This window comes from Pseudomonadota bacterium (assembly GCA_030860485.1).
In the GTDB taxonomy this organism is placed as follows: Bacteria; Pseudomonadota; Gammaproteobacteria; order JACCXJ01; family JACCXJ01; genus JACCXJ01.
The window spans coordinates 17,721-30,090 of record JALZID010000214.1; the positions used below are offsets into that span (position 1 = coordinate 17,721).

Genomic DNA, 12,370 nt, shown 5'->3' on the forward strand with positions numbered 1-12,370 from the left:
CGGGTAATCGACCTCCCTGGGGGGTGTCCCAGGAACATCGGATGTCACGGGGCCTTAGCATGCCCGTGCTCAGTCTGCCCCGGATTGAGCAAGGCGTCAAACGTGATCGGCCGCGCCTGTACCTGGGCGCGGGCCACCACCCACCCGACCACGGCGTCTTCCAGGACCGCGGCTTCTATGGTGGCGAGGCGGCTACGGTCCGCATAATACCAGTTGACTACCGCAGCGGGCTGCTGATAGGCAGCCCCGAGGCCCTCGATGGCCGCCCGGACCCGCGCCGGATCGGCCTTGAGCCCCTGGCTGCGAACGATCTCCGCGACCACCAAGGCGATGGCCATGCGCCGACGTGCCTCATTCTGGAAGGCGGCCGGTGTGACGGCCGCCTCGTCCGGGGTCTCGACGCCGTGGAGGCGCAGGTCTTGGCGCGCCGCCTCACTGAGCCGCAAGGCTTCGTCCTGCACCAGGGCCTCTGGGATCTCGACGGGATGGGCTGCGGCCAGGGCCTGTAGCACGGCGCGTTTCACCAGCGCGTGGATGGCGTGGTCGCGCTCACGCTCCAGGCCCTCCAGCACACGCGCCCGCAGGCGCTCGATCCCGCCCTCTTCGATCCGTAGCTCCTGTGCGAAGCTATCGTCGAGCGCCGGCAAAATCGGCTCCGAGACCGCCTTGATGACCACCGCGAACTGCACCGGGCGACCGGCAAGCGCCTGTTTCACATGGTCGTCGGGGAACCTGAGGTCCAGGCTCCGCGCCTCGCCGGGCAGGGCGCCGTAGAGGCCGTCCGTGAACCCGTCGAGAAAGCGCGAGACACCCAGATCGACCTTCATCCCCTGGGCCTCGCCGCCTTCGAAACGCTGCCCGTCGACGCTCGCCTGGTAATCTATCTCGATCCTGTCGCCGTGCTGCGCCGGTCGGGTCACGGGGTTGAAGCGGCGGTGTCGATGGCGCAGACGCTCCATGGCCCGATCGAGGTCGTCGGGCTGGACGGTGCATTGCGGGACCTCGATGTGGAGCGCCTCGACAGGTGTCAAGCGCACCTCCGGGTAGACCTCGAAGGTCGCGTGGTAGGCAAAGCCCTCGCCCGTCTCTACCGGGAGCGGTTCGATCTGGGCCTCCCCGGCGGGGCGCAGGCGTTCCTGCTGGAGCGCGTCGCGATAGCTGGACCGCAGCATCTCGCCCACGACCTCGCGCCGCAACTCGGGGCCGTAACGCTGCTCTATGAGCCGGCGCGGCACTTTTCCGACCCGGAAACCGTCTATCCGGGCCGTGCGCAAGAGCTTCGCGAGCCGCTGCTCGATCTCCGCCGCTACGTGTTCTTCGGGGACGCGGACGGTCAAGCGCCGCCCGAGCGATCCCACGGTGTCTACAGTGACTTGCATGTAATCGATTCAGTACCTTGCCTAAAGAAAGACCTAAAAATCTGTCCTTGGCTCCCTTGCACCGGGGAGCGATGCGGCGCCACGGCGCCGCCCGCCACCGGCCTGACCCGACGAGCGGGGCCCACTTTACCGAAGGGAAGCTGGTGCGAAAGGAGAGACTCGAACTCTCACGGGTTGCCCCACTGGCACCTAAAACCAGCGCGTCTACCAGTTCCGCCACTTTCGCGCACGGGCAGGATGGAGTGGGCGCACGCCCCCCGCCACTCGGCTGCCATCCTGGAGGATAGCACCTAAGCTCGCGTCCCCACCACTCGGCGCTCGAGACGAAGATCGGCCTCCGCCACGGGCTTGGGAACCGTCACGACGCCGCGCCGGGTGCGTGGCGCCCGGCGGCAGCATCGCAGGACGCGCGGCGTTCAGCGCGGCACGGCGTAGGGCAGCGGCATGAGCGACAAGACGGGGCCGCCGGGATCGCCCAGATGGAGGCTCGCGTCCGACGCCGCGATGTCGATCACGGCGAGCAGGGCGACCCCATCCCGATGGCGCCCTGCGGCGAGCACCTCGCCAGCCTTGTGCGGACCGTCCCGGAGCCTCTGAAACAGCGGTTGCCCGGCCGTGGGCACGCCATCACCCGTTGTATCGTCCAGCTTTGCATCGTCCAGCTGGACACCGGCCAGAAACATCCGGCGCTTGGTCTCACCGCGATACTTGAGCCTCGCGATGACCTCCTGTCCCGGGTAGCAGCCCTTCTGAAAGGAAAGGCCACCCAGGGCGTCGAGGTTCAGCATCTGGGGCAGGTAGATCTCCGAGGTCGCGCGATGGATCACCGGGACACCGGAGAGGATTTCCAGGACTCCCCATGCCGGCGCCGAGCCGAGCGCCGGCACTGCGGCCTGCCGTAGGGCCCCTACGGACTCGGCTGCGCCCAAGACCAGATACCGTGGACCGCATCCGGCCACCGATTCAAAATAGTGTGCCACGACGACAAAGCCCGCCACTTCGATGAGCCCGCCCGGTCGCTCGGGCAAGGCGCCAAGGCGTTCGCGCAAGACCGCGCCCACCCCCGGTCCCGCGCAGCCTGTCGTGACCCAGCGCGCGCGTTCATCCGACAACTCGACCCGTGAGCGGAGGACATAACGCTTGAGTCTCGTCAGCGTGTCTTCCGCCAGATCGTCGGGGAGGACCAAGAGGTGCTGATCGACCAGGCAGAGGACGCGGCAGACCACGATCACCCGCCCCTTGGGGGTGCACCAAGCGGCCAGCTGGCTCTGCCCGGGCAGCAAGGCGCGCACGTCGCTGGTGAGCTGGCCGGCGAGAAAATCCGCCGCGTCCTTCCCCCCGACCCGCAACACCGCGAGGTCGGGGAGATCGGCGATGAAGTCGTCACCGGGGCCGCGGGCCTTTTGCCCCGTGGCACTCGGCTCAGTTATCACGGAGCCCCTCGTTCCGCCGGGGGTGCTGCCCATGACCGGGGGGTGCATGCGTGCGCCGGGACGCTGCCCCTCCTCAGCGTCTGGTCAGGGTGTAGAGGACCGCGCCGGCCGCCTGGTCACCGAGCGTGCTCCGGATCACGAACCTCCTGGCCAACAGGTCCAAGAGTCCGCTGGCGCATTCGCGGCCGAGCTGCACACTGGGCACATCGGTCCCACTGCGGCTGAACGCGACCACCCGGATCTCGGGCGTGCTCCCCGGCGGATCGGAAACGACCGCGCATTGTATGATGGCCACCCGGCCGGCCAGCTGGGCGGTGGCCGGGCCTGCGGCCAGCAGGGTTGCGAGCACCAGCGCGGCCAACGCACCCCCTATCCTGCCGGTTCCTGAACCGCCCTTGGCGGAATCGACCCTGGTGGAATCGGCCTTGGTCGGATCGGCTCTCGTCGGATCGTTTCTCATGTTCGGGACCTCCTTTGTTCCATCGCTTGCGGGAAGCGGGTTAGCGGAAGCCCTCCGGCCACTCCATCCGGCGTGGCCTCGGCTTGATGGGCCCAGACGGTAGCCGAATCGAGGGCTCGTGTCGCGCCGCCGGTCCCTGGGCGGGATGCGACCAACGGGAGGGCGAACCGGCGACCTATATCGAGTATAGCCGGCGAGCATAGCCGGCACCGGGCTAGCCCTCGGGGATCTCATTCGCCGCCGGCTCCCCGCACCGGTGCTTTCTACCGGTCACGGCCAGGACCAACATACCGACCTCGAAGAGCAGCCACATGGGCACCGCCATGAGGGTCTGGGAGACCACGTCGGGGGGGGTGAGCACCATGCCGATCACGAAGGCCATGACGATCACATAGGGCCTCTTGGCACTCAGGGCCTCGCGGGTCGTGATCCCGGTGTAGACCGAGACGACGGTGAGGATCGGGACCTGGAAGGCGATCCCGAAGGCGAAGAAAATGGTGAGGACGAAATCGAGGTAGCGACCGATGTCGGTCATGATCGCCACGCCCTCGGGGGCGGTCGCGGCGAAGAACGCGAATAGCACCGGGAACACGACGAAGTAGGCGAAGGCCATGCCCGCGTAGAAAAGGAAGGTGCTGACGGCGAGGAGCGGCAGGACCAAGCGGCGCTCGTGCGCGTACAGACCGGGGGCCACGAATGCCCAAACCTGATAGAGGACATGGGGCATGGCCAGAAACACCGCCACCACCAAGGTGAGCTTGAAGGGCGCGAGGAAGGGCGATGCCACCTCGGTCGCGATCATGGAAGCGCCCTGCGGGAGCTGGCCGAGCAACGGCCGGGCGATCAGGGCGTAGATGTCGTTGGCGAAATAGGACAGCCCGAGGAACACCGCCACCACGCCCCCGATGGCATGCAACAACCGCGCGCGCAGCTCGACCAGGTGGGAGATGAAGCTCTGCCCGCCCTGCTCGTCGTCGTCAGCTTCTAGGTCCTTTCCGGGTGCCTTGGACATCGGGAATCGAGGGGTCATCGGCGGAGGGCGCAACGGGGTCCGCGGCCGGTTCTGGCACGCCGATCGTACCCGAATGGGAGCTACCGCTACCGGAGGGGCGGGGCGCCCTATCGGCAACCGAAGGACGGGAGTGGGCCTTATCGGCACCCGGGGACCGATCGCGGCGGTACTCCTCACCGATACGCCGTACCTCTTCTAGGTCCAGCTCCTGTTCCACCTCGTGTTGCAGGGTCTGGATCGCCTGCCGGGCGCGCGCGGTCCAGCGACCCCAGGCGCGCACCGTCTCCGGCAGGCGTTTGGGTCCGACCACGAGCAGCGCGATCACCGCGACCAGGCACAGCTCCGAAAAACCGATGTCGAACATCGGCCGAGTCTAGGGCTTGGGCTCGCCGTCCTTGCGCGGCGCGCCGAGCGCCGGATCGCTGTCTTCCGAAGGGCCTCGGGGCGCGTCCGCCTCGGTCATGGCCTTGCGGAAGCTCTGGATGGCGGTGCCGAGGTCACCGCCGATGCTGCGCAGCTTCTTGGTGCCGAACAGCAGGGCGACTATCGCCAGGATGACCAGCAACTCGGTGATACCAATACCCATCGTGCCCCTCCGATCAATGTGCCGGCTACGGATCGCGCGTTTCTAATGCCGCCGGGCAGCGCCGGCTGGAATTGTCATAGGTCCCGGTCATTGGTCCCGCCGGGCCTTCTCTTCTATCCCCGACAGGCCGAAGCGTCGCGCCAGCTCGTCCAGGACCGCCTCGGGTCCGAGATCGAGCGCGGCCAGTGCGACGAGGCTATGAAACCACAAGTCCGCGGTCTCGTACACCAGCGCGCGTCGATCCCCGCCCTTGGCGGCGAGGAGGGTCTCGGTGGCCTCCTCGCCGAGTTTTTTCAGGATGGTGTCCAGGCCCTTGGCGTACAGTCCGGCGACATAGGAGGTCTCGGGATCGGCGTGCTTGCGGGCCTCGAGCACGGCGGCAAGGCGCGTGAGGACGGTTTCCGTTTCGCCCCCACCCTTCCCTCCCCCGTCGGACGGGGGAGGGTTAAGGCGAGGGCCCTCCCCCGCTACGCAGGGGAGGGAACCGGGGATCTCCCTCCCCTGTCCGCGCTTTCTGCGGACGGGGGAGGGTAGGGGTGGGGGTCCGGCCTGCGTTCGCTGACCGAGCCCGTTCCCTGACGCGGCGCTTTCACCCCCACCCTCCCCTCCCCTGTCGGACGGGGGAGGGTTAAGGCGAGGGCCCTCCCCCGTCCGACGGGGGAGGGAAGGGTTGCCGTAGATCGCCTCCGGGTCTTTCAGCACCGGGTCGACGACCAACCACCCGGCGTCCTCGAGGCGCGCGAAGAAACAGCTTTCGCGTCCGGTGTGGCAGGCGATGCCGCCGGACTGCGTCACCACCAGGAGCACCGCATCGCCATCGCAATCGAGCCGGACCTCGACGACCCGCTGGAGGTGGCCAGAGGTCTCGCCCTTGCGCCACAGCCGTCCTCGCGAGCGCGACCAATAGACCGCTTCCCGGCTAGCCACGGTACGGGCCAGGGCCTCGCGGTCCATCCATGCCAGCATCAGCACCCGGCCGCTCGCCTGTTCCTGGGCGATGACCGGTACCAGCCCCTTTGCATCCCAGGCGATCCGGTCCAGCCACGCCGGCTCCCTGCGCTCTTTGATCACGGATGGGCCTCTATTACGCATGGCAGGCACGGAGGGGATCACAGGCGCACCTCGATGCCCGCGGCTCGCAGGTGCGCTTTTGCCGCCGGGATCGTGTAGGTGCCGAAGTGGAAGATGCTGGCCGCGAGCACGGCATCGGCCTTGCCGATGCGGACCCCGTCCACCAGGTGATCCAGGTTGCCGACGCCCCCGGAAGCGATGACCGGGATGGCCACCGCCTCGGCGACGGCACGGGTGAGATCGAGGTCGAAGCCGTCCTGGGTGCCGTCCCGGTCCATGCTGGTCAAGAGGATCTCGCCGGCCCCCGACGCCTCGACCTGGACGGCCCAGTCGATGGCATCGAGGCCCGTCGGCCGGCGGCCCCCATGGGTATACACCTCCCATCGGCCCGTTTCCCCCGCCACCCGGCGGGCGTCGATCGCGCCCACGATGCACTGCGCGCCGAAACGCCCGGAGGCTTCGCGGATGAGCCCCGGGTCCTGCACGGCGGCGCTGTTGATGCTCACCTTGTCGGCCCCGGCGTTCAACAGCGCCCGGATATCCCGCAGCGTGCGGATCCCACCGCCGACCGTAAGCGGGATGAACACCTCCGCGGCCACGGCCTCGACCATAGGGACCATGGTGTCGCGGCCGTCATGGCTCGCGGTGATGTCGAGGAAGCACAGCTCATCGGCCCCTTGCTCGTCATAGCCCCGGGCGACCTCGGTCGGGTCCCCGGCGTCCCGGATGTCGACGAAGCGGACCCCCTTGACCACCCGCCCGGCATCGACATCCAGACACGGGATGATGCGCTTGGCGAGGCCCATCAAGCGCCCCTGCCGGCGGTCCCGGCATCCGCCAGGCGCTGGGCCGCGGTAAGATCCAGGGTGCCTTCGTAGAGGGCGCGCCCGGTGATGGCGCCCGCGATGCCCTCGTGGGCGACCGCGCACAGGGCCTCGATGTCGTCGAGGTTGGTGACCCCGCCCGCGGCGATGACGGGGACGGCGAGCTGCCGTGCCAGGGCCACGGTGGCCTCGACATTGACGCCGTTCAGCATGCCGTCGCGGCGGATGTCGGTGTAGACGATGGCCGCCACCCCGTCTTGTTCGAAGCGCCGGCCGAGCTCCGTCGCGTCGTGATGGCAGAGCTTGGACCAACCCTCGATGGCGAGCTTGTCGTCGCGGACATCGAGACCCACGTAGATATGCCCCGGAAACTCCAGGCACGCATCCGAGACGAAATGCGGCGCGGTCACGGCCTTAGTGCCGATGATGATGTAGCTGACCCCGGCGTCCAGATACGCCTGGATGGTGTCTTCGTTCCGGATCCCGCCACCGAGCTGCACCGGGACCTCGGGGATGGCCTGGCAGATCTCGCGGATCACCAGGCCGTTGACGGGCCGCCCGGTGCCCGCGCCGTTGAGATCGACCAGGTGCAGCCGGCGCGCCCCGGCCTCGGCCCAGTGGCGGGCCACCGCCACCGGATCCTCTGAATAACGCGTTTCCTGGTCCATGCGCCCCTGTTTCAGGCGCACGCACCTCCCGTCCTTGAGGTCGATAGCCGGGATCACCAACATGGACGGCGGGCCAATAGGGACGGCAGAGATACGAGGAGCCGGGCGTTGGGGCCTCGCCCCAGTCAAAAATATAGGGTGCGGGTGTGGGGCCTTGCCCCGGACTATCAAAAATATACTAGCACATCGGTCGCGGCCGAGAACGGGCGGCGTGTCACATCCACTTCCTGCGTTTGAAGAAGGCGATCATGAAGGCCGCGATCCCGATCATTATTACCCACAGCACGGGATAGGCCCACCACCAGTGCAGCTCGGGGAAATAGTCGAAGTTCATCCCGTAGACCCCGACGATGAAGGTCAGGGGGATGAATATGGTGGCGATGATGGTGAGCACCTTCATGACCTCGTTCATGCGGTAGCTGACGCTGGAGAGATAGGTGTCGAGCATGCCCTGGAGCATGTCCCGCAGGGTCTCGACCGTGTCGATCACCTGGATGGTGTGGTCGTAGAGGTCCTGCAGGTAGACGCCGGTCTCCGGCAGGACCAGGGTCGAGTCGCCGCGCCGGAGCCCGCTCAGAACCTCGCGCAGCGGCCACACCGAACGGCGCAGAAAAATGACCTCACGGCGCAGGCGGTGGATCTCACCGAGCGTCGCCGGGCTCGGGTGGTGCAAGAGCACATCTTCCAGCGCCTCGATGCGCTCACCGAGGCGTTCCAGGATGACGAAGTACTGGTCGACGACCGCATCGATCAGACTATAGGCGAGAAAATCGGGGCCGCGAGTGCGGATCCGGCCCGCGCCGCTCCGCAGCCGCGCGCGGATGGGGTCGAAGACATCGCCGGGTTTGCCTTGTTCCTGAAACGACAGTAGATAGGACTTGCCCAGCACCAGGCTCACCTGCTCGACGGTAAACGCCTCTCCGTTCATCGACAGCATCTTGACGACCAGGTACAGGTAGTCGCCGTAGTCCTCGAGCTTGGGGCGCTGCTCGGTGTTGGCGATGTCCTCGAGCACCAGCGGGTGCAGCCCGAAATCCTGGCCGAGACGATGCAAGAGCCCCACGTCGTGGATACCGTCGAGGTTGATCCAGCAGGCGCCGGCGGTGTCCTTCAGCGCCCCGCATGCCCCGATGTCCGCGATCCCGGTCTCGCGCACCCCGGCCTCGTCGTAAGCGATGGCCGTGACACCGGTCTCTCCCGCGGCCGCGTCGCCGATGTGGACGGTCGTGCCCGGCGGGAGCCCGGCCTTCCTGCCGCGGCGGGTGGTGAAGCGTCTCATGGGGTCGCGGGAAGAAAATAGAACGCCAGGCCCAGGATCAGATATACCGCGAGCAACTGTACCCCTCCATCCAATTGCACTCGCCATCGGAGGCGATGTGGTTCACGGCCAGGACCGCGAGCACCACGGAGAATACCTCGAAGGGGGTGAAGACCAGATCCATGGGGGTCCCGAGAAGGTGGCTCGTGCAGAGCAGCACGGGCGTGACGAAGAGCGCGATCTGGAGGCTCGAGCCGATCGCGATGTGGACCGCATCGCCACCAGGACCGCGGTGTGTGTTCGGCGGCGTTGCCGACGATCGCGACCAGGATCACGCCGACGAAGACCTTGGTCAGGCCGAGCGCCGTGGCCGCGTGCTCGACGCTCCCGACCAGAAGCTCGGCCATCACCGCGATAAGCCCCGAGGTGACCATGAGGACCACAAACGAACGCCGTCGGCTCCAGGCGCCTGGAGTTCGTCCGCGTCCGCAGCCTCCTCCCGGACATACAGGTGTCGATGGGTGCGCAGCGAGAAGACGAGGCTCAATAGATAGGTCACGAACAGGACCAGGGCGATCTCCAGGCTGAGCCCGCATTCGTCGGCCGCGCCCGGGCCAAGCGCATGGAAGACCGTCGGGACCACGAGCCCGATGGCGCTCAGGAGCAAGAGGCTCGCGCCCATGGAGGCGGCGCTGCGGTTGAAGGACTGCACGGTGTAACGCATCCCGCCCGCCACCATGCTGAGGCCGAGCACCAGTAGGACGTTGCCGATGATGGAGCCGGTGATCGAGGCCTTGGCCGCCTCGTGCAACCCCTCGCGCAGCGCGAAGAGCGCGATGATGAGCTCGGCGGCGTTGCCGAAGGTGGCGTTCAGGAGGCCGCCGATCCCCGCCCCGAGGCGGCTCGCCAGGTGTTCCGTGGCCTGCCCCATCCAGCCCGCGAGCGGCACGATGGCGAGCCCGGCGGCGCCGAACACCCAGAGCGGGTCCGCGCCATAAGCCTCGAGGGCCAGGCTCGCGGGCATGAGCAGGAGCAGGGTATCGAGCCAGCGCCGGCGGAACAGCGCGCTTGCGGAAGAAGCCATCTACACCCTCTATGTACAGGGTTGGCCATCGGACCGCCCCGGTGCCGCATAGTCTGCAAGACCGGCCATGCCGCGGCAACCCGCCCCGGTTCCTGGCACAATGCTTGTCTCCTCGACCGCGGCATCGACCCACCCATCTCCTGGCACAATGATTGTCTGCCCGGGGGCGGCATCGACCCACCCGTCACGAAAACACCAATGACCTACGAACTGTCTCATGGGGAGGCCCTGCTCATGGGGGCTATCGAGGGGTTGACGGAGTTTCTGCCCGTCTCGAGCACCGGCCACCTGATCATCACCGGAGACCTCATCGGCTTCACCGGTGAGGGCGCCAAGACCTTCGAGATCGCCATCCAACTCGGGGCCATCCTGGCGATCTGCTGGCACTACCGGGCGCGGCTCTTGTGCGTCCTTTATGGGTTGCCGTCCGACCCCGCGGCGCGGCGTTTCGCGCTCAACCTCTTGGTCGCCTTCCTGCCCGCGGCCATCCTGGGGGCGCTGTTCCATGGCACCATCAAGGCGTTGCTGTTCGACCCGCTGTCCGTGGCGGTGGCCCTGGTGGTGGGCGGGGGGCTGATCCTCTTGGTCGAGCGGCTGCGCGGCGAGCCCCGGGTCCGGTCGATCGATGATCTGTCCTGGCGGGATGCCCTCTTGGTGGGCTTTGCGCAGGCATTGGCGCTCGTCCCCGGCACTTCGCGCTCGGGGGCGACTATCATCGGCGGGCTCGCGTTCGGCCTGTCACGGCCGGTGGCGACGGAGTTTTCGTTCTTCCTCGCGATCCCGACCATGTTCGCCGCGACCGTCTTCGACCTCGGGGCCCATTTCGGGCAACTCGGCCGGCACGATCTCGAAGTGCTCGGCCTCGGCTTCGCGATGGCCTTCGTCTCGGCCCTGATCGCCGTCAGGACCTTCATCGGCTATGTCAAGGACCACAGCTTCCGCCCCTTCGCATACTACCGGATCGTCTTCGGGGCGATCGTATTCGTGTATTTTCTCGGGCGGTCCTGACCGTGGTGATCGGTGTGGTCGACGGTCACACGAGTGTCATGCGGAGACGCCGGGCGCTTTTCGCGACTGTGCGCTCTCGATGCTTGAATATCGGCACGTCCCTGTGCCGGAAACCGGTCGTACGCGTCGAAAAACGGCTAAGGCAGGTTAGCATCCTCCGGCGACGTGGATTTCAACACGTCGACGGCGGCCTGCACCTTCGCCGTAGCGGCCTCGGTCTGTCCTTTTTTGCCCTCGGTGACGGCCTCAGTGAGTAACCCCACGGCTGACTGCAGGTTAAAGCTGGTAAAGTTCTTTTGCGCGAGGATGCCGGCATTCTTGGCTTCCTCGGCCTTGGCGACCAAGGCCTCCGCTTGCCCTTTCTTTCCCTCCGCCAGGGCCTCTTCAGCAAGCTTGAGCGCCTTCGCCGTCTCTGGCGATTTATCGATCAAAGCCGTTTGCGCGTAGGCGCCCGAAGCGAACAAAAGTCCCGCCAATAAGGCCGCAATAGTTCTCATGGATAACATTCTCTTTTGCTCCGTTTCTGTAGATGATAAGTATAGTCAACAAGACGGTAACAAAGTTCCGGCGCTACGCTGCTGATCGCTCCGCCACCGCTTGCCGCCGCCATGATACAGCAATTCATCGGGTACCGCTCGCATTGACATTCGACCCTGTGCCCACGAGGATCAGGTGATCGGGATCCCATGCGGTCTCTGGGGCTATCGTTGGAGGGGAAGGCATTCGGAAGAACCGGCATGCATGTCACACTCGAACAGGCTCGGATGGCCCTTGCGGCGGCGCAAAAAAGGGCGGTCGAGATCGATACCCGGATGTGTATCGCGGTGGTCGATTCCGGCGCCAACCTGAAGGCCTTCGTGCGCATGGACGATGCCTGGGTCGGCAGCGGCGACATCGCCGTGAAGAAGGCCAAGACCGCCTGTTTCTTCGGGATGCCGACCGGGCAGATCGGCCAGCTGTCACAACCGGGCGGTCCCTTGTTCGGATCGAGCACTCCAACGAGGGCCTCATCACCTTTCCCGGCGGCCTGCCGATCGTCGACCAAGCCGGCGTCCTGATCGGTGCGATCGGGGTGAGCGGCAGCTCGGTCGAAAACGATCACCTCGTGGCCCTCGCGGGGGTAGAGGTCATCGGGGTATCGGACCTGCCGGCACACCCGTGGCGGACCTGAGGGCGCAGGTCGGAACGGTGCGCGATCCCGGCGTAAGATTTAAGGTTCGGTGAGGGCCAGCCGTACCAAGTCCCTGCCCAGCCATCGGTACAACACCGTGCAGGGCCACCGTGACCCACAGCTGCTCAGACGTGACGCGACAGGCCGCCAAGGCCGCGCCGGTGAGCGCCGCCGTCTCTTCGGACGCGCCCGCCCCTCCCATGCGCGCCGCATCGGCCATGTGGTTTCCCCCGGCGGGCTCATCGATCGGCAGTGCCTCGGGGGCTTCACGCCCAGTCCCTGACAGTGCTCGTGCTTGGACTCAGAGACCACGAGGCCGCATGGCCCATCGGGCCGTCCAGTCCAATATGGAAGACGCCCGCCGACGGGCCGCCGTACTCCCCGTCGCAAGCGACCCATCGGACTACGCCCTGCTA

Annotated in this window: 14 protein-coding genes, 1 tRNA gene and 2 pseudogenes; 3 read left to right on the forward strand and 14 right to left on the reverse strand. The window is 66.9% G+C overall.

The window, feature by feature from the left end:
- Positions 1-44: 44 nt before the first annotated feature.
- The 13 genes and pseudogenes from tig to M3461_12700 form a co-directional block, all read right to left on the reverse strand.
- Positions 45-1,379: a trigger factor gene (gene tig, locus M3461_12640; protein ID MDQ3775131.1), complete on the reverse strand. Its 1,335-nt coding sequence runs from the start codon at positions 1,377-1,379 to the stop codon at positions 45-47.
- Between the two features lie 141 nt (positions 1,380-1,520).
- Positions 1,521-1,605 (reverse strand) — tRNA-Leu (locus M3461_12645).
- Between the two features lie 190 nt (positions 1,606-1,795).
- On the reverse strand, positions 1,796-2,812 hold the full coding sequence (locus M3461_12650) for a hypothetical protein (protein ID MDQ3775132.1): 1,017 nt from the start codon (positions 2,810-2,812) through the stop codon (positions 1,796-1,798).
- Between the two features lie 73 nt (positions 2,813-2,885).
- Positions 2,886-3,272, reverse strand: a complete 387-nt coding sequence (locus tag M3461_12655; GenBank protein ID MDQ3775133.1) for a hypothetical protein — start codon at positions 3,270-3,272, stop codon at positions 2,886-2,888.
- Between the two features lie 214 nt (positions 3,273-3,486).
- The gene (gene tatC, locus M3461_12660) at positions 3,487-4,284 is read right to left on the reverse strand and encodes a twin-arginine translocase subunit TatC (protein MDQ3775134.1); all 798 of its coding nucleotides are present in this window, start codon (positions 4,282-4,284) and stop codon (positions 3,487-3,489) included.
- The gene (tatB, locus tag M3461_12665) at positions 4,250-4,648 is read right to left on the reverse strand and encodes a Sec-independent protein translocase protein TatB (protein MDQ3775135.1); all 399 of its coding nucleotides are present in this window, start codon (positions 4,646-4,648) and stop codon (positions 4,250-4,252) included. The genes tatC and tatB overlap by 35 nt, the downstream gene beginning before the upstream one ends.
- Positions 4,649-4,657: 9 nt before the next feature.
- A complete protein-coding gene (gene tatA / locus M3461_12670) occupies positions 4,658-4,870 on the reverse strand; it encodes a twin-arginine translocase TatA/TatE family subunit (protein MDQ3775136.1) in 213 nt (70 codons plus the stop codon).
- 87 nt (positions 4,871-4,957) lie between these two features.
- The gene (locus M3461_12675; protein ID MDQ3775137.1) at positions 4,958-5,245 is read right to left on the reverse strand and encodes a phosphoribosyl-ATP diphosphatase; all 288 of its coding nucleotides are present in this window, start codon (positions 5,243-5,245) and stop codon (positions 4,958-4,960) included.
- A 291-nt stretch (positions 5,246-5,536) separates the two neighbouring features.
- Positions 5,537-5,962, reverse strand: a pseudogene (gene hisI, locus M3461_12680) (phosphoribosyl-AMP cyclohydrolase).
- 17 nt (positions 5,963-5,979) lie between these two features.
- On the reverse strand, positions 5,980-6,747 hold the full coding sequence (gene hisF, locus M3461_12685; protein ID MDQ3775138.1) for an imidazole glycerol phosphate synthase subunit HisF: 768 nt from the start codon (positions 6,745-6,747) through the stop codon (positions 5,980-5,982).
- Positions 6,747-7,496 (reverse strand): 1-(5-phosphoribosyl)-5-[(5-phosphoribosylamino)methylideneamino]imidazole-4-carboxamide isomerase, encoded by a 750-nt coding sequence (hisA, locus tag M3461_12690; GenBank protein MDQ3775139.1) that lies wholly within the window; start codon positions 7,494-7,496, stop codon positions 6,747-6,749. Before hisA ends, hisF begins: the two co-directional genes overlap by 1 nt.
- A gap of 151 nt (positions 7,497-7,647) precedes the next feature.
- Positions 7,648-8,712 (reverse strand): magnesium/cobalt transporter CorA, encoded by a 1,065-nt coding sequence (corA, locus tag M3461_12695; protein MDQ3775140.1) that lies wholly within the window; start codon positions 8,710-8,712, stop codon positions 7,648-7,650.
- 385 nt (positions 8,713-9,097) lie between these two features.
- Positions 9,098-9,775 (reverse strand): hypothetical protein, encoded by a 678-nt coding sequence (locus M3461_12700; GenBank protein ID MDQ3775141.1) that lies wholly within the window; start codon positions 9,773-9,775, stop codon positions 9,098-9,100.
- A 198-nt stretch (positions 9,776-9,973) separates the two neighbouring features.
- Here M3461_12700 and M3461_12705 point away from each other — a divergent pair, with 198 nt between their 5' ends.
- Complete coding sequence (locus M3461_12705; protein MDQ3775142.1) at positions 9,974-10,783, forward strand: undecaprenyl-diphosphate phosphatase; 810 nt, start codon at positions 9,974-9,976, stop codon at positions 10,781-10,783.
- Positions 10,784-10,920: 137 nt separating this feature from the next.
- Here the strand turns inward: M3461_12705 and M3461_12710 are convergent, their stop codons facing one another.
- Positions 10,921-11,280, reverse strand: a complete 360-nt coding sequence (locus tag M3461_12710) for a hypothetical protein (protein MDQ3775143.1) — start codon at positions 11,278-11,280, stop codon at positions 10,921-10,923.
- 240 nt (positions 11,281-11,520) lie between these two features.
- Here M3461_12710 and M3461_12715 point away from each other — a divergent pair.
- Together M3461_12715 and M3461_12720 are read left to right on the forward strand one after the other, a co-directional pair.
- Positions 11,521-11,954, forward strand: a pseudogene (locus tag M3461_12715) (heme-binding protein).
- Between the two features lie 49 nt (positions 11,955-12,003).
- Positions 12,004-12,237: a hypothetical protein gene (locus M3461_12720; protein ID MDQ3775144.1), complete on the forward strand. Its 234-nt coding sequence runs from the start codon at positions 12,004-12,006 to the stop codon at positions 12,235-12,237.
- Positions 12,238-12,370: the final 133 nt, after the last annotated feature.

Coding starts and splice junctions, on each gene's coding strand:
- hisF (MDQ3775138.1), bottom strand. CDS start 6,747: ATGGGCCTCGCCAAGCGCATCATCCCGTGTCTGGATGTCGATGCCGGG.
- M3461_12710 (MDQ3775143.1), bottom strand. CDS start 11,280: ATGAGAACTATTGCGGCCTTATTGGCGGGACTTTTGTTCGCTTCGGGC.
- M3461_12700 (MDQ3775141.1), bottom strand. CDS start 9,775: ATGGCTTCTTCCGCAAGCGCGCTGTTCCGCCGGCGCTGGCTCGATACC.
- tatA (MDQ3775136.1), bottom strand. CDS start 4,870: ATGGGTATTGGTATCACCGAGTTGCTGGTCATCCTGGCGATAGTCGCC.
- tatC (MDQ3775134.1), bottom strand. CDS start 4,284: ATGTCCAAGGCACCCGGAAAGGACCTAGAAGCTGACGACGACGAGCAG.
- corA (MDQ3775140.1), bottom strand. CDS start 8,712: ATGAGACGCTTCACCACCCGCCGCGGCAGGAAGGCCGGGCTCCCGCCG.
- M3461_12655 (MDQ3775133.1), bottom strand. CDS start 3,272: ATGAGAAACGATCCGACGAGAGCCGATCCGACCAAGGCCGATTCCACC.
- hisA (MDQ3775139.1), bottom strand. CDS start 7,496: ATGTTGGTGATCCCGGCTATCGACCTCAAGGACGGGAGGTGCGTGCGC.
- M3461_12705 (MDQ3775142.1), top strand. CDS start 9,974: ATGACCTACGAACTGTCTCATGGGGAGGCCCTGCTCATGGGGGCTATC.
- tig (MDQ3775131.1), bottom strand. CDS start 1,379: ATGCAAGTCACTGTAGACACCGTGGGATCGCTCGGGCGGCGCTTGACC.
- tatB (MDQ3775135.1), bottom strand. CDS start 4,648: ATGTTCGACATCGGTTTTTCGGAGCTGTGCCTGGTCGCGGTGATCGCG.